General features: G+C 64.5%; 18 protein-coding genes. 6 read left to right on the top strand and 12 right to left on the bottom strand.

What is annotated here, in order from left to right; translation table 11 throughout:
- Positions 1-25: 25 nt before the first annotated feature.
- The 4 genes from BZL41_RS05335 to BZL41_RS05320 form a co-directional block, all read right to left on the bottom strand.
- Positions 26-364: an amidase gene (locus BZL41_RS05335; protein WP_084336258.1), complete on the bottom strand. Its 339-nt coding sequence runs from the start codon at positions 362-364 to the stop codon at positions 26-28.
- Positions 361-1,470 carry a serine hydrolase gene (locus tag BZL41_RS05330; protein WP_095598333.1) on the bottom strand — a complete coding sequence of 370 codons (1,110 nt, stop codon included), beginning with the start codon at positions 1,468-1,470 and terminating at the stop codon, positions 361-363. Before BZL41_RS05330 ends, BZL41_RS05335 begins: the two co-directional genes overlap by 4 nt.
- 70 nt (positions 1,471-1,540) lie before the next feature.
- Positions 1,541-2,323, bottom strand: a complete 783-nt coding sequence (locus BZL41_RS05325) for an MBL fold metallo-hydrolase (RefSeq protein ID WP_095598332.1) — start codon at positions 2,321-2,323, stop codon at positions 1,541-1,543.
- A 149-nt stretch (positions 2,324-2,472) separates the two neighbouring features.
- Positions 2,473-3,360, bottom strand: a complete 888-nt coding sequence (locus BZL41_RS05320) for an acyl-CoA dehydrogenase family protein (RefSeq protein WP_095598331.1) — start codon at positions 3,358-3,360, stop codon at positions 2,473-2,475.
- A 136-nt stretch (positions 3,361-3,496) separates the two neighbouring features.
- On the opposite strand from BZL41_RS05320, the gene olsB reads away from it, so the two are divergent.
- Entirely contained in the window at positions 3,497-4,252 is a 756-nt protein-coding gene (olsB, locus tag BZL41_RS05315; protein ID WP_095598330.1) for an L-ornithine N(alpha)-acyltransferase, read from the top strand.
- A gap of 18 nt (positions 4,253-4,270) precedes the next feature.
- Positions 4,271-5,047: a 1-acyl-sn-glycerol-3-phosphate acyltransferase gene (locus BZL41_RS05310; RefSeq protein WP_095598329.1), complete on the top strand. Its 777-nt coding sequence runs from the start codon at positions 4,271-4,273 to the stop codon at positions 5,045-5,047.
- A gap of 49 nt (positions 5,048-5,096) precedes the next feature.
- Here the strand turns inward: BZL41_RS05310 and BZL41_RS05305 are convergent, their stop codons facing one another.
- Positions 5,097-5,681, bottom strand: a complete 585-nt coding sequence (locus tag BZL41_RS05305; RefSeq protein WP_095598328.1) for an ACP phosphodiesterase — start codon at positions 5,679-5,681, stop codon at positions 5,097-5,099.
- A gap of 123 nt (positions 5,682-5,804) precedes the next feature.
- Between BZL41_RS05305 and BZL41_RS05300 the strand changes: the two genes are divergently transcribed.
- Together BZL41_RS05300 and BZL41_RS05295 are read left to right on the top strand one after the other, a co-directional pair.
- Positions 5,805-6,107, top strand: a complete 303-nt coding sequence (locus tag BZL41_RS05300; protein WP_095598327.1) for a helix-turn-helix transcriptional regulator — start codon at positions 5,805-5,807, stop codon at positions 6,105-6,107.
- Positions 6,108-6,229: 122 nt separating this feature from the next.
- Positions 6,230-7,279: an alkene reductase gene (locus BZL41_RS05295; protein ID WP_095598326.1), complete on the top strand. Its 1,050-nt coding sequence runs from the start codon at positions 6,230-6,232 to the stop codon at positions 7,277-7,279.
- 242 nt (positions 7,280-7,521) lie between these two features.
- Here BZL41_RS05295 and BZL41_RS05290 read toward each other — a convergent pair whose 3' ends face one another.
- Entirely contained in the window at positions 7,522-8,406 is an 885-nt protein-coding gene (locus BZL41_RS05290; protein WP_095598325.1) for an ATPase, read from the bottom strand.
- A gap of 306 nt (positions 8,407-8,712) precedes the next feature.
- Between BZL41_RS05290 and BZL41_RS05285 the strand changes: the two genes are divergently transcribed.
- Positions 8,713-9,024, top strand: coding sequence for a hypothetical protein (locus BZL41_RS05285; protein WP_095598324.1), 312 nt, complete (start codon positions 8,713-8,715; stop codon positions 9,022-9,024).
- Between the two features lie 21 nt (positions 9,025-9,045).
- On the opposite strand, the gene BZL41_RS05280 is transcribed toward BZL41_RS05285, so the two are convergent.
- The 6 genes from BZL41_RS05280 to dmeF all read right to left on the bottom strand — a co-directional run bounded on the left by BZL41_RS05280 (position 9,046) and on the right by dmeF (position 14,135).
- Positions 9,046-9,822 carry an ABC transporter substrate-binding protein gene (locus BZL41_RS05280; protein WP_095598323.1) on the bottom strand — a complete coding sequence of 259 codons (777 nt, stop codon included), beginning with the start codon at positions 9,820-9,822 and terminating at the stop codon, positions 9,046-9,048.
- Between the two features lie 285 nt (positions 9,823-10,107).
- On the bottom strand, positions 10,108-10,563 hold the full coding sequence (moaE, locus tag BZL41_RS05275) for a molybdopterin synthase catalytic subunit MoaE (RefSeq protein ID WP_095598322.1): 456 nt from the start codon (positions 10,561-10,563) through the stop codon (positions 10,108-10,110).
- A gap of 2 nt (positions 10,564-10,565) precedes the next feature.
- Positions 10,566-10,814 carry a molybdopterin converting factor subunit 1 gene (gene moaD, locus BZL41_RS05270; protein WP_095598321.1) on the bottom strand — a complete coding sequence of 83 codons (249 nt, stop codon included), beginning with the start codon at positions 10,812-10,814 and terminating at the stop codon, positions 10,566-10,568.
- A complete protein-coding gene (gene moaC, locus BZL41_RS05265; protein ID WP_095598320.1) occupies positions 10,811-11,290 on the bottom strand; it encodes a cyclic pyranopterin monophosphate synthase MoaC in 480 nt (159 codons plus the stop codon). Before moaC ends, moaD begins: the two co-directional genes overlap by 4 nt.
- A gap of 116 nt (positions 11,291-11,406) precedes the next feature.
- Positions 11,407-12,792: a PhoH family protein gene (locus BZL41_RS05260; protein ID WP_095598319.1), complete on the bottom strand. Its 1,386-nt coding sequence runs from the start codon at positions 12,790-12,792 to the stop codon at positions 11,407-11,409.
- A gap of 296 nt (positions 12,793-13,088) precedes the next feature.
- On the bottom strand, positions 13,089-14,135 hold the full coding sequence (gene dmeF / locus BZL41_RS05255; RefSeq protein WP_095598318.1) for a CDF family Co(II)/Ni(II) efflux transporter DmeF: 1,047 nt from the start codon (positions 14,133-14,135) through the stop codon (positions 13,089-13,091).
- A gap of 208 nt (positions 14,136-14,343) precedes the next feature.
- Here dmeF and yaaA point away from each other — a divergent pair, with 208 nt between their 5' ends.
- Positions 14,344-15,123: a peroxide stress protein YaaA gene (gene yaaA / locus BZL41_RS05250; RefSeq protein WP_095598317.1), complete on the top strand. Its 780-nt coding sequence runs from the start codon at positions 14,344-14,346 to the stop codon at positions 15,121-15,123.
- Positions 15,124-15,499 lie beyond the last annotated feature (376 nt).

The raw sequence follows: 15,499 nt of genomic DNA, 5'->3' as shown, positions 1-15,499 counted from the left end.
GCCGCCTGCGAAGACGCCGCGCCCGTCAGGATTCGGGCAAATCGTCCGCCTCCGGCAGCAGGCGGCAACCCTGACGCGGGCCGAGCCAGGCGGCGGTATGCGTACGGCCGAGGCCACGGGCAGTCACCCGCTTGCCGGCCTGGTCGTCGTGAAACGCGCTGATCGGCACGTACTGTTGGGTATAGGCCCGGCAATAGTCCGCCGAGTTCCCGCTGACGTAGCGACAGGAACAATATTCCTTCGCCGTGTAGGCGCCGATGATGTCCGGGAAGGCCGCCAGGTGGGTGCGGTTCTGCCAGCCGAGCAGGCTGAGCACCGCCACCAGCAGGACCAACAGGCTGAGGAACGGATGGCGACGGATCATTGCCCGGTCTCCCTGGCGAAGGCGGCGACGGCACGCTTGAGGAATTCGTCATGGCGATAGCTGGCGTCGCGGTCGTCGGCGTAGCGCACGATCACCAGTCGCGCGGCGGGCAACACGTACAGCGCCTGCCCCCAATGGCCGAGGGCGGCGAAGGTGTCTTCCGGCGCGTTCGGCCAGGGTTTCTCGGCACCGCCCAGCCGCACATTGAGCCACCAATGGCCACCGGGCACCGCCTCGTCTTCCAGCGGTCGGTAGCTCGGCGCTGGGGTGCGGTTGAAGGCAACCCAGTCGCGCGGCAGCAGTTGCCGGTCGTACCAGCGTCCGTCGCGCTGCATGAGCAGACCGACCCGCGCCAGATCGCGCGCCGTGAGGTAGGTGTAGGACGAGCCGACGAAGGTGCCGGCGGCATCGGCCTCCCACACTGCGGAACGAATGCCCAACGGTTCGAACAGCGCGGTCCAGGGGTAGTCCGGGTAGGCTGCGGCACCGACCACGCCTTTCAGCGCGGCGGCCAGGACGTTGCTGTCGCCGCTGGAGTAGCGGAAATGCTGGCCCGGTGGCATCTCCTGAGCATGGGCGGCGGTGAATGCGGCCATGTCCGTGCGCCCTTGTGTGTAAAGCATCGCCACCACCGACGATTTTACCGGCGCGTACTCGTAGTCTTCCTGCCAGGCCAGCCCGGAGGACCAGTTGAGCAGGTGCCGCAGACTGACCTGCGGGTGTGCGGTGAGCGCCGGGTAGTAGCGGGCCGCCGGGTCGTCGAGGCGGAAACGCCCCTCGCCGTAGGCCACGCCGAGGACGCTGGCGAGCACGCTCTTGCTCACCGACCAGGTCAGGTGCGGGGTGTCGGCGCGGGTCTCGCCGGCATAGCGTTCGTAGATCAACTCACCGTCGCGGATCACCACCACCGCATCGCTGCGCACGCCCAGCCGGGATACCTCGTCACGCTCAGGGAAGGCATAGGACTCGAAGGCGGCAAGGGCCTCGCCCGTCGGCGTCGCGCCGCGGGGCCAGTCGTCATCGGGCCAGGCTTCGGCGACAGCCTGGGCGGCGCCAATGACGAAGCAGCCGGCAATACCAAGGAGAAAAGAAAACGGTCGGGGCATCGAAGGACCTCCTGTCGGAGGCGAAACCCTAGCATGCCCTCATGACGGAAAAGCGAAAGCGATGCCCGTTTCAGGGCGCCCGGTAATCGTCGGCACTCATCAGGTCAATGCCGCATTCCAGACCTTCGATCCAGTACAGGAAGGCGCTGATCATTTCCTTGCCGACGAAGGGCCGGCCGTGCTGCGGCACGATCATTTCCACGTCCATGCCGCGTACCATCTGCGCCCACAGCCGGGCGACCTTGTTGCTGGCCATGTAGCGACGATGGAAGCCTTCCATACTCGGCACATGGCTGGCGAAATCGCGCACCGGGTCGGCGTCGTCCACCATGGACGCGCCCATGTCACCGGAAAAGAGAATCTTGCTCACGGGATCGTAGAGCTGGAAGTTGCCCACCGAATGAAGGAAGTGCGCCGGTATTGCCTTCAACTGGCACTTGCCGAGAGGGAACTTCTGCCCACGGTCCGGCAGGGCGATGATCCGGTCGTAGGTGGAGATGCCATGGCTGATGGCCAGATAGTTGGCCGTCAGGTGCGGCAGGAAACGCGCCCACAGCTTGGAACAGATCACTCGGGCGCGCGTATGCAGCAGCCACTTGTCCAGCGAGGCGATGATGTCCGGGTCCTGGTGCGAGGCGAAGATGTAAGTCAGGTCCTGCACCGGGATGTGCTTGGACAGCTCCAGCGACAGGGGTGTGTAGGTGAGATCGCCGCCCGGATCGAGCAGCAGGTACTCGTCATGGTCGATGATCAGGAACTGGTTGGACTGCACACCGTCGCCACTGACCAGGTCATCGAACATCAGGCATTGGTGGCTGCCGTTATCGAACAGCATGATGGGTTCGCGTCGCATGGAAACCTCTCGGAAAAGAGCGACGCTAGGTATATGCGCTCCGCGCCAGGCCCTCACTGACCTGGATCAACGAGATATGTCTTTAGAGGTATATGCGCAGGTCGTCAGGCAGCTTTCGTGACCGAAACGACACTCCGATTACCAACCGGTCATGCCATGCCCAGGCTCGCCAAGGCTATCTCCAACCGCCGTGCACGCTGGCCACTGGCAATCGACAGCAGGTCGCGATCCCGTATCCACAGCGCAGCCCAACTCTGCTCTCCACTGGCAAAGGCTGCGTCGAGCGCCGGCCTGAGCGATTCGAACTGGGCGAACAGGCCGGCCAGCAGGATATGAGTGGCCGGCGCCCCGGCGCTCTGCCGGGCCACCTCGGCACAACCGGCGAGCAGTGCGCCGAGGCGCAGCAACAGGTCGCGCGGCCAGGTGCTCTCCAGCCCCACGCCGTACAGCCAGGCGCAGAACGCGGCCAGCACGTGGGTATCTTCCAGCGTGCGGAACGGCTTGACGTAGGCATCCCAGCCGTCGCCCGCCAGCCGCTCACAGAGGGCGTTGTCGAGATGCAGGCGGGCATGGCCGACGTCCGGCATCAGCGGCAGTGCCGGCAAGGGCTCGATACGTACGCCCGGCGCGCCGCCGTAGAGCACGCACAGCGCCAGCCGCGGCGGCTCCCCGGACGCCTCTTCCCGTGCCGCCACCAGCAGCCAGTCGGCCGCCTCGGCGGCGGTGACGAAATCCTTGCGCCCCGTCAGCTTCAGGTCCTCCAGGCGAGTCGCCAGGTCCGCCGGCCGGGTGCTGCGCTGCTCGGTGACGCAGAGCGCCCCCAGGCTCGCCGGAGCCGAAGGCCAGAGCGCGCGCAACGCACCCTGGTAACCGGCGAGAAAGGCTAATCCCGGCGTGGCCGCCAGACGCCCTCCCAGCAACGCCATCTCCAGCGGCCCGACGTTGCCGGTGCGCTCCAGCAAGGCGGCGAACCAGTCGTCCAGGGCAGTCATCGCGGGTAGGCGTTCGGCGGGGCCGAGCACGGATTGCCAGGGCATGGCGGTCTCCTGAAAAGGTCGTCACATAAGCATCACCGAACCGTCACGGGGGTGACACCGGGTCTGCCTAGCCTGAGCTTGCACAACAAAGTCGACCGGCTGCAACCACCAGAAAGGCCGGCTCACGGAGGCTCACATGACCCAGATCGCCCTCACCCGCCAGCCCACCCCGGAACGCCGCCTGCAAGCCGAACGCCTGCTCGGCACCGCCGCGCTGCGAGAAGCCCAGGCCCTGCGCTACCAAGTGTTCAGCGCGGAATTCGACGCCAAGCTCAAGGGCGCCGAGCAGGGGCTGGACCTCGACGACTTCGACGAGCACTGCGCCCACATCGGCGTACGCGACCAGAACAACGGACGCCTGGTCGCCACCACCCGCCTGCTCGACCATCGCGCCGCCGCCGGCCTGGGCCGCTTCTACAGCGAAGAGGAATTCAACCTGCATGGCCTGTTGCAACTGCAAGGGCCGGTGCTGGAAATCGGCCGCACATGCGTCGACCCGGCCTACCGCAATGGCGCCACCATCGCCGTGCTCTGGGGCGAACTCGCGGAAGTGCTCAACGAAGGCGGCTACCGCTATCTGATGGGCTGCGCCAGCATCCCCATGCAGGACGGCGGTATCCAGGCCCAAGCGATCATGCAGCGCCTGCGCGAACGCTACCTGTGCACCGAACACCTGCGCGCCGAGCCGAAGAACCCGCTGCCGCCGCTGGAGCTGCCGGGCAACGTCATCGCCGAGATGCCGCCGCTGCTCAAGGCCTACATGCGCCTGGGTGCGAAGGTCTGCGGCGAACCCTGCTGGGACCCGGACTTCCAGGTCGCCGACGTGTTCATCCTGCTCAAGCGCGACGAGCTGTGCCCGCGCTACGCCCGTCACTTCAGGGCCGCGGTCTGATCCGCGCCGGGAGCCCCGATGAAGCGACTCCGCCTCTACCTCCGCATCGCCAGCCTGCTCGCCGTGATCGGCCTCGGCCTGGTCCTGGCGGGATGGGTGAGCCTGCTCGAACGCCTGCGCCGCCACGACCTGATGCCGCTGCGCCAGCGCCTGACCCGCTGGTACCTCGCCCGCCTCGCCGCCGCCCTGCCGTTCCGCGTGACCGTGCACGGCCAACTGCCGGACCGGCCGATGCTATGGGTGGGCAACCACGTGTCCTGGACCGATATCCCGCTGCTCGGCGCCCTGGCACCGTTGTCGTTCCTCTCGAAAGCCGAAGTCCGTGCCTGGCCGCTGGCCGGCTGGCTGGCGCATAAGGCCGGTACCCTGTTCATCCGCCGCGGCTCGGGCGACAGCAATCTGGTCAACCGCCAGCTCGCCCGCCACCTGCACCAGCAGCGGCATTTGGCGATCTTTCCGGAAGGCACCACCACCGACGGCAGCCGCGTGCGCACCTTCCACGGTCGCCTGCTGGCCAGCGCCATCGAGGCCGGCGTAGCGCTACAGCCGGTGGCGATCGGTTATCGGCGCGGGGCCGAGCGGGATATCGAAGTCGCCCCCTTCATCGGCGACGATGACCTGCCATCCCATCTGCTGCGCCTGCTGAAGGCCGACCCCATCGAGGTGGATATCCACCTGCTGGCGCCCATCGAAAGCCACGGCCTGGAGCGCGGCGCCCTGGCCCAGCGTGCCCAGCAGGCGGTGCATGACGCCTTGTTCGGCACCCCGGAAGACAGGCTGCGCGACGTCGCCTGATACGTCTCCCCGTATCCCGGATTTGTCCTGAGCCAATCCGGGACACCGCTCAGCGCAACGCCTGCCCTTGTGCATCGACGAAGCGCTGCAGCTCCGGATAGAAGCGCTGGAAATCCTCGCTCAGCGGCTCGTACAGCCGCTCCAGCAGCTCCATCCCACCAGCCAACAGATGCGGCCGTGACAAACGCCGCCCCATGCCGGCGATGACCTGCTCCAGCACAGCGAATTCCCGGTAGCTGCCCAGCCAGTCCTGGGCGGCCATGCGCGGTGCGATCAGGGCCAACCGCTCCGGCAGCCGTGCCTCATCGGCGAGCAACCGGTAGACCCGCGCGGTGAACCGGTCCAGCGGCTCATCGGAGAACAGGTTCCAATCCCGCGCCAGACAATGATCGAAGAACACATCGAGCAGGATGCCGGCCAGGCGCCGCCGCTCCTGTGGAAAGCGCGCCTTGGCCCGCTCGATGAGCGGATGCGCATCGGTAAACGCATCGATGCGCCGGTGCAGACGGATTCCCGCCTCGATATCCGTCGGCCAGCGTCCGTCCAGCGGACCTTTTACGAAGTCGCCGTAGAGACTGCCGAGCAACGCGGCCGGAGCATCGCCGCCGAGGTGAAGATGGGCCAGGTAATTCATGGAGCGAGCTTACTCCATTCCTTCTATCGAAGCCGTCGATGACGACTATCGCTCTCTTTGATCGGCATATCGCGATAGACCGATATACAGTTCGTTCCATCGCGATTCATGAACCGCCACGTCATGCCCATCGACATCGATGAAATCATCAAGGCCCTCGCCCACCCGGTGCGCCGCGACATGCTGCATTGGCTGAAGGACCCGGAGAAATACTTCATCGAGCAGGAACACCCGTTCGAGATCGGCGTCTGCGCCGGCAAGTTCGACCAGCGTACCGGGCTTTCCCAGTCCACCGTCTCGGCGCACTTGGCGACCTTGCAACGGGCGGGACTGGTGACCAGCCAGCGGGTTGGCCAGTGGAATTTCTTCAAACGCAACGAGGACACCATCCAGGCATTCCTGCGCCAGATCGGCGACGAGTTGTAGCACTTCCCCGTTCTTCCCTTTTCAACAGGAGCAGGCCCACTCCGACTTCGCTTCTCGCCCCGCTTTGCCCGAAAAACCGAGCCCGAACAGGCTCTCGACCGACCGTTAACGGAGATATTCCAATGACCACGCTCTTCGACCCGATCAAGATCGGCGACCTGGAACTGAACAACCGTATCGTCATGGCCCCGCTGACTCGTTGCCGCGCGGACGAAGGCCGCGTGCCCAACGCGCTGATGGCCGAGTACTACGCCCAGCGCGCCTCCGCCGGCCTGATTCTCAGCGAGGCCACGTCGGTGTCGCCGATGGGCGTCGGCTACCCCGACACCCCCGGCATCTGGTCCGACGCCCAGGTGCGCGGCTGGAGCAATATCACCAAGGCGGTGCATGCCAATGGCGGCAAGATCATGCTGCAGCTCTGGCACGTCGGGCGCATTTCCGATCCCAGCTACCTGAACGGCGAACTGCCGGTCGCCCCCAGCGCCATCGCCGCCAAGGGCCATGTCAGCCTGCTGCGGCCGCTGCGTGACTTCGTCACCCCGCGCGCCTTGGAAACCGAGGAAATCGCCGACATCGTCGAGGCCTACCGTACCGGCGCCGAAAACGCCAAGGCTGCCGGCTTCGACGGTGTGGAAATCCATGCGGCCAACGGTTATCTGCTCGACCAGTTCCTGCAGGACAGCACCAACCAGCGCACCGACCGCTACGGCGGCTCGCTGGAAAACCGCGCTCGTCTGCTGCTGGAAGTCACCGATGCGGCCATCGAGGTCTGGGGCGCCGGTCGTGTCGGCGTCCACCTGGCGCCCCGTGCCGACCTGCATGACATGGGCGATTCGAATCGGGCCGAGACCTTCACCTACGTCGCCCACGAGCTGGGCAAGCGCGGTATCGCCTTCATCTGCGCCCGCGAGAAGGAAGCCGACGACAGCCTCGCTCCGCGCCTGAAGGAAGCCTTCGGCGGCGTGTTCATCGCCAACGAGCGCTTCACCAGGGAGCAGGCCGACGCCTGGCTGGCAGCCGGCAAAGCCGATGCGGTGGCCTTCGGCGTGCCCTACATCGCCAACCCGGACCTGGTGGAACGGTTCAAACAGAACGCCCCGCTCAACGAAGCCGACCCGGCGACCTTCTATAGCTCGGGACCGGTGGGCTACCTGGACTATCCGCGGCTGTAAGGCCTGCTCGCTCCCACAGATACGCGGCCATCGCCGGGCGAATAAATTCGCCCCCACAGAGGTGGTGTGGACTTTCGGATCGTAGCCCGGATAAGCCTGGGCGCAATCCGGGTTACGGCTCTGTGTAGGAGCGAGCTCCGCTCGCGATTGGAGGCCACGCAGGAGCTTCGCCGGCAGAGCTGACTCTACGGAAAGCGGGTCAGGGATGGCACCATCCGGGGTGACCCGGATGGCGTTTGGCATCAGCGTGCGTTGATCTGCTGTTGCAGACTTTGCAGTTGGCTTTGCAGGCTAGTGATGTTGCGGGTCATCTGGGCGCGGAAAGCGTCGAATTCGGCGGCGCTGCCCTGGCCGGAGCCAGCGCGGGTTTCCATTTCGCTGCGCAGGACCAGCAGGTCCTGCTCCAGGCGGCCAATGGCCTGGTTGGGATTGCCCTGCTTCTTCAGGGTTTCGAGATCCGCCGCCAACCCTTTGAGACGGGTATCCAGGCGAGCCAGTTCCTGTTTGGCCGACTGGGTGTCGCCCTGGGCGGCCTTCAGGTCGGCCTGTGCGGCCTGCAGCTTTTCCTGTTCCCCGGCCAAGCCTTTCAGACGGGTATCGAGCTGGGCAGCGTCGCTCTTCTGTGCCTTGAGATCGGCGGCCAGTTGGTCGAGGCGCTTGGCCTGTTCGCCCTGCTGCCCGGCAACGCCCTGCTGCTGGCGGCTTAGCTCAGCGAGTTTGCTTTCCAGTTGCTTGACCTGCAGTTTCAGGGCTTCGCTACCGGTGGTGACGCTGGACTCGGTGGCCACCACCTTGCCGGTGATGTCCTGGATGCGCCCGGCAGCCTCTTCGCTGATGCGGGCGAAGCTCTCCTGGGTCGCCACCAACTGCTGCTCCATCAGCGAAATCTGCTGGAAGCTCCACCATCCCAGGCCGCCCAGGGCAATGGTCAGGGCGCCGACCAACGCCCACAGCGGGCCGGTGCTGGCTCCTTTCGCGGCTTTCGCCGGCCTTGCCGCACGTACCGCCCCACGGCCGTAACCGCGTTCCAGCGGATCGGCCGCATCCGGGTCGAAGTCGTCGTCATCGCGGATATCGGGCCTCAGGCTGGGCACGTGATCCAGTTCGTCGTGGGCATCGTTACGCATGGATAAACCTTCAGGGAGCGCGGGAAGACTCGGTAGCCGCGAGTATACCGGTTCGTGTCCGGCGCTTCAGCGTAGCGCCATGCCGGTGCACGACGCACCGGACGGGAGCGGCGATGAACCATCGACTGCCTGGACGCCGCGCAGTTCCTCCTTCTGTGAACTGGCACAAGGCTTGCCTCAGCACTAATCGGGGGATCAAGGCGATTCTCCGGTCAGGAAGACGACGGGTCGGGTCTGTACCAGCCCGCGGCTCCGGGTCACTCAGGAAGAGTGTCCCCCGGAGCGTTCTCACTGAAGGAGAAATGCATGGAGCTGAACAAAGCCGTTCTGGATTGCATGCAGGCACTGCGTCGGCGCCTGCGCGACGAGTTGGCGGTGAATATCCGCCTCAGCCAGCCGGATGCCATCCCGGCGATGCTCGCCGCCTGCCTGAACTCCAACGACTTGGAAACCCGCACCCTCGGCCAGCGTCTGGCGGAGTTCAGCGATCTGATCCCTGCACCCGTCCGCGCCACCCCGAAGGGCCAGCCGCTGGCCGACGTACCGGCTCCCGCCAGCCTGACAGGAAAGCCCTCCGGCTCGGTACGGATCTATCGCGGCCAGCGGATCTACGTCTGACGGAGGGTGCCCCTCCCGCCTTCACTCGCCGTAGATGTCGAAGCTGAAGTATTTGCTCTGGATTGCCTGGTAGCGGCCGTTGGCGCGGATCGCCGCGATGGCTGCATTGAGTTTGTCCAGCAGCTCCGCATCGCCCTTGCGTACGGCGATGCCGGCCCCCTCGCCGAAATAATGCGGATCGCTGAAGTCCGGCCCGACGAAGGCGAAGCCCTTGCCGCTCTCGGTCTTGAGGAAGCCTTCGTCCAGCGGGATGGCATCGGCCAGCACCCCGTCCAGGCGGCCGGCGAGCAGGTCCAGGTAAATCTCGTTCTGGGTGCTGTAACGCACCACCTCGACCCCCTTGGGCTGCAGCACCCCGGTGGCGAAACGATCGGTGGTGGTGGAACGCTGGACGGCGATGCGCTTGCCCTTCAGGTTGGCGAAATCGGCGTCCACGGTGGTGCCTTCCTTCATCACCAGACGCGCAGGGCTGTAGTAGTACTTGCCGGTGAAATCCACCGACCGGCGCCGTTCTTCGGTAATGGTCATGGACGAGAGAATCGCATCCACCTTGCGCACCTTTAGCGAGGGGATCAGCCCGTCGAACTCCTGCTCGACCCATTCGCAGCGGGTCTGCATCTGTTCGCACAGGGCGTTTCCGATGTCGTAGTCGAAGCCGGCGATCGCCCCCTCGGGCGTCTTGTAGGCGAACGGCGGATAAGCTGCCTCGATGCCCAGGCGCAGGGGCTTATCGGCGGCGAACAGGCTGGAGGCCAACAGGCCCAGGGCAAGGCTGCCCAACAGGACGATTTTCTTCATGGTGCGACTCCCGGATGCGAATGCGTGCCGCCTGAGGCGGACGGTTTTGGGGGTTGGCAGGAACGGAAGCAGGACGCCGTGGCGAGAACGGGCGGAAGCGATAAGCGAAGCGAACAGGTTTCGGTGCCCATGGGCGAGCCGCCATCTTGTACTTTTAGTCCAATATGGACTTATAAGTACAAATGGTCAACGCCCAGCGTTGTGAACGGACGAACGCAGCCGTCGGGCTCGAAAGCCCGGCAACTGGAGAGAAAAACGAGCGGAGGCGGCGGTCGCCGAAGGAAATCAGTCGTTGCGCCAGCGGTCGGCCGCAGCTTTGTCGCTGTCGCGGCCTTCGACCCAGCGTGGGCCATCCTGGGTATCTTCCTTCTTCCAGAACGGTGCGCGGGTCTTCAGGTAATCCATGACGAAATTGCAGGCGTCGAACGCTGCCTGGCGATGAGCACTGGCCGTGCCGACGAAGACGATGGGTTCGCCCGGCTCCAGGCGGCCGATGCGGTGCAGAATCTCGAGGCGGAGCAATGGCCAGCGTTGCTCCGCTTCGCGGGCGATCTTCTCCAGCGCCTTCTCGGTCATGCCGGGATAGTGTTCGAGGAACATGCCGCCGACTTCCTGGCCATCGTTGAAGTCGCGCACATAGCCGACGAAACCGACCACCGCGCCGACGCCGACATTGGCTGCGTGCAGGGCATTGAGCTCGACCCCCGGGTCGAACGCCGCCGCCTGGACCCGAATGGCCATGCTCAACCTCCGGTGACCGTGGGGAAGAATGCCACTTCGTCGCCGTCTTCCAGAGGCTCGTCGAGACTGCACAGTTCCTGGTTGCGGGCACACATCAGGTTACGCTCGGCGAGCACCTCCCAGGCGCCGCCACGGCCCAGCAGGTGCTGGCGCAGGTCGTCGATGCGGGTCCAGTCGGAGGCCATGTCGAGCGCCTCGCCATCGAGGCCCAGGGTCTCGCGGTAACGAGCGAAGTACTGCACACGGATCATTGCGCGCCGTCCTCTGCCCGGTAATGGCCGCTCTTGCCGCCAAGCTTCTCCAGCAGACGCACCTGTTCGATGGTCATGCCGCGATCCACCGCCTTGCACATGTCGTAGAGGGTCAGCGCGGCGACGCTGGCGGCGGTCAGGGCTTCCATTTCCACCCCGGTCTGCCCGGCCAGCTTGCAGCGGGCAACGATGTGCACGGTGTCATCGCCCTCGGGAGCCAGCTCGACCTTCACGCCCGTGAGCAGGAGCGGATGGCACAGCGGAATCAATTCATGGGTCTTCTTCGCCGCCTGGATGCCGGCGATGCGTGCCACGGCGAACACGTCGCCCTTGGGATGGCCGCCGTCCTGGATCAGGCGCAGGGTTTCCGGGCGCATGCGCACCCGTGCTTCGGCCACGGCCTCACGGGACGTCACCGCCTTATCGGTGACGTCGACCATGTTGGCATGACCTTGGGAATCGAGATGGGTCAACATTGTGGAGTCGATCTGTGAAGGGAATGACGCATTGTATACACGACACCCCCTTCACAGGCCACAGGCCGCAGGCGGACGGCACCGTCCAGCCACAGCCCCGGAACGTCCCCGGCCCGTTACATATGGGCCTCGGCGTACTCCGCCAGCACCGAACGAGGTACCCCTTGAAGGGTGATATGTACCCCGTGCGGGAAGTCCTTGAAGCGCTCCGTCAGGTAGGTCAAGCCCGAACTGGTGGCGGACAGGTAGGGCGTGTCGATCTGCGCCAGGTTGCCCAGGCAGACCACCTTCGAACCGCTGCCGGCACGGGTGATGATGGTTTTCATCTGGTGCGGCGTGAGGTTCTGGCACTCGTCGATCAGGATCAGGCTCTGCTGGAAGCTGCGCCCGCGGATGTAGTTCAGCGATTTGAACTGCAACGGCACTTTTTGCAGGATGTAGTCCACGCTGCCGTGGGTGTTCTCGTCATCCATGTGCAGCGCTTCCAGGTTATCGGTGATGGCGCCCAGCCAGGGCTCCATCTTCTCGGCCTCGGTACCGGGCAGGAAGCCGATGTCCTCGTCCAGCCCCTGCACGCTGCGGGTGGCGATGATGCGCCGGTAACGCTTGCTGACCATGGTCTGCTCGATGGCGGCGGCCAGGGCCAGGATGGTCTTGCCGGAACCGGCGGCACCGGACAGGTTGACCAGATGGATGTCCGGGTCGAGCAACGCGTACAGCGCCAGCGCCTGGTAGATGTCCCGCGGCCTCAGGCCCCAGGCCTCCTGATGCAGCAGAGGTTCCTGGTGCAGGTCGAGGATCAGCAATTCGTCCTGCTTGATGCCCTTGATCCAGCCGACGAAGCCCTGCTCGTCGACGATGAACTCGTTGACGTGCACCGCCGGCAGGTTGTCGGTGAGCTGCACGCGGTGCCAGGTGCGTCCATGGTCCTGGCGGGTCTCCACCTTGCTCACGCGGTCCCAGAAGGTCCCGCTCAGACTGTGGTAGCCGCGGGACAGCAGGTTGACGTCATCGATCAGTTGGTCGGTATGGTAGTCCTCCGCGGCGATACCGCAGGCGCGCGCCTTCAAGCGCATGTTGATGTCCTTGGTCACCAGCACCACGGGGACGCCGGTGCGACGGCTCTTCAACTCCACCAGCTGATTGATGATGCGGTTGTCGTTGTGGTTCTCCGGCAGTACCGTCTCGGCCCGCTTGCTCATGAGGATCGACAGCCAGCCACAGGGGCCGCTCTTACCACGCTGGATCGGTACGCCCTGCTCCACTTCCTCCGGCGAGGCTTCGCCCAGTACCTGGTCGATCAGGCGGATCGCCTGACGGCATTCGGCAGCGACGGTGTGCTTGCCAGTCTTCAACTTGTCCAGCTCTTCCAGCACCGTCATCGGAATCGCGACGTGATGTTCCTGGAAATTCAGCAAGGCGTTCGGATCGTGGATCAGGACATTGGTGTCGAGGACATACAGGGTGGGCTGGGTGGAGCGGGCACGTCCGTGGTCATCCATACTCGGTCACCTTTCTTGGAGGGGCCAAGCGACGGAATGCCGGGTCGGCGCTCCGCCGCAGGGGGCCGCCGGCCTCCCGAGCGAACTCGGGATTTGCAGGCAAGGTGCGGGGCCTGGAGGGACGCCACCTGACTGCAGGATTCGGCGGTCTTGTTCTGGTAATACCGCAAAAGGAATGACAGAAAAACTGTTTTTCACACCCGTTACGGTTTTTTTATCGGTTCGACGAATAACCCTTGGCGCCCCTTCCCCACGCCGCTACAGTCATATGGCTGAGCCTCTCGCTTTACTCCCCTTCATCCCTTCGCCCGACAGACCGGATCGTCCTGGTCCGTTCCATGTCCTATGCCGCACCGGTTGACCTCCACGGTCACGTGCACCAGCTCGTTGAAGCCCGTCAGGCGCGATTTGTAGCGATCCGCCGAAACGTCGTCGTGGGTCACCAGGGAAAGGATGCAGGCATATTGCGCGCGCCCGACACGCCACAGGTGCAGATCGGCGATCTCAGTGTCCGGCTCGTCCTCCAGAACCCTGCGAACCCGATCCACCAGCGGGTGATCCATCTCGCGATCGAGCAGCACCTTGCCGGTCTCTACCAGCAGGCCCTTGGCCCATATACCGATCACCACGGCACCGACCACACCCATGGCCGGGTCCAGCCAATCCCAGCCGAACAGCTTGCCGCCCAGCAGGGCGAGGATGGCGGCCACCGATGTCAGCGCATCGGCCAGCACATGGAGGAAGGCCGCATGCCGGTTGAGGTCGCGTCCACCGTGAGCATGTCCATGTCCGTGATCGTGATCGTGATCGTGATCGTGATCGTGATCGTGATCGTGATCGTGATCGTGATCGTGATCGTGATCGGCGCCAGTGTGGCTGTGAGAATGCGGCTGGTCACGCAGCAACCAGGCCGACAACAGATTCACCACCAGGCCGATGGATGCCACCCAGAGCGCCTGGTCGAAGCTGATCCGCACCGGCTCCCACAACCGCCAGAACGACTCGAACAGCATCAGCACCGCGACCACCACCAACAGCAAGGCGCTGGCGAAGCCGGCCAGGATCTCGATCTTCCAGGTGCCGAAGGCGAAGCGGCGGTCCCGTGCGTAGCGACGGGCGAGCAGATAGGCGAGCGCGGTGAGACCGATAGCGACCATGTGCGAGGCCATGTGCCAACCGTCGGCGAGCAGCGCCATGGAGTTGAACCAGTGGCCGGCGGCGATTTCCACCAGCATGGTCACGCCGGTCAGTGCCATGACACGCCAGGCCTGCCGCTCGCTACCGTGCTCCAGGGGGCGGTAATCGTGAGAGGGCTCCCAGCGCGAATGATCACAGGAATTCATGTTACGTCCTTCTTCCAAAGTGCAGACCTGAGCAGACTAAAACCCCGGGGCGGCCCCAGGGTCAACCGCTTCCTCGCCTGCCCATCTCGATGCAAGGCTGCACTCATCCGATCACCCGGCACCTTCAAAGGGAAAATCGATTGCCTCGATAGCTGGAGCCTGGACCGCTGGGGCCCTAGAATCGCCGCACGCTGACAGGAGACCATACATGCTGATGGTGATTTCTCCGGCCAAGACCCTCGATTACGAGACCCCGCCGGTCACTTCCCGCTTCACCCAACCCCAACACCTGGATCACGCCCAGGAACTGATCGCCCAGTTGCGCCGGATGGCTCCGGCCGAAATCGGCGAACTCATGCATCTGTCCGACAAGCTCGCCGGGCTCAACGCCGCCCGCTATGGCAGCTGGACGCCCGACTTCACGCCGGAGAACGCCAAGCAGGCGCTGCTTGCCTTCAAGGGAGACGTCTATACCGGGCTGAATGCCGAGGATTTCAGCGAGGCCGACTTCGACTTCGCCCAGGATCACCTGCGCATGCTCTCCGGCCTGTATGGCGTGCTGCGCCCGCTGGACCTGATGCAGCCTTACCGGCTGGAAATGGGCACCAAGCTGGCCAACCGTCGTGGCCAGGACCTCTACGCCTTCTGGGGCGAACGCATCAGCGGCTGGCTGAACGAGGCCCTCGCGGCGCAAGGCGACGACGTCCTTCTGAACCTGGCCTCCAACGAGTATTTCGGCGCGGTCAAACGCAAGGCGCTGAACGCTCGGATCATCGACACCGAATTTCGGGACCTGAAGAACGGCCAGTACAAAATCATCAGCTTCTACGCCAAGAAAGCGCGCGGCCTGATGGCTCGCTTCGTGATCAAGGAACGTCTGCGCGACCCTGAGGCCCTCAAGGGCTTCGACTCCCAGGGCTACTCCTACTCCGCCGAACATTCCGCACCGGACAAGCTGGTTTTCCTGCGCGACACACCGAACGACTGAGCCCGCCTTCAGCCTGCGGTGGTGCAATGCCACCGCGCCTCCCCTGGATTTCCGATCGTCCTGACCTCACCGAAACGCCTATTCGTCCATTCCTGACAAGAGCGCCGCTCCGCATGTCGGAAAAATCCTACACGCAATAGTGGCCCAACAATCACCAATTAGTGGCATATCGCCCAAATGCCACTATTTCGGAATGTCCAGCCCTTTCTTTCATGGCCAAATGATATTTTTCGATATCGCGAGAAAGCAAAACGCCAAACCCCTTATATATAAAGGCGGTGGTTGCAGGAGCTGAGTGCAACAGGGTTATTGAATTGAAGCGGGAGCATCATGCTGCATAGCCATAGCTTTCTGCATCACCTCACTCATGACTTCG

This window comes from Pseudomonas sp. PIC25 (genome assembly GCF_002286785.1).
Classification (GTDB): domain Bacteria; phylum Pseudomonadota; class Gammaproteobacteria; order Pseudomonadales; family Pseudomonadaceae; genus Pseudomonas_M.
Note: the sequence above shows the minus strand (reverse complement) of the source record. Positions and strands in the feature narration are given on the sequence as shown.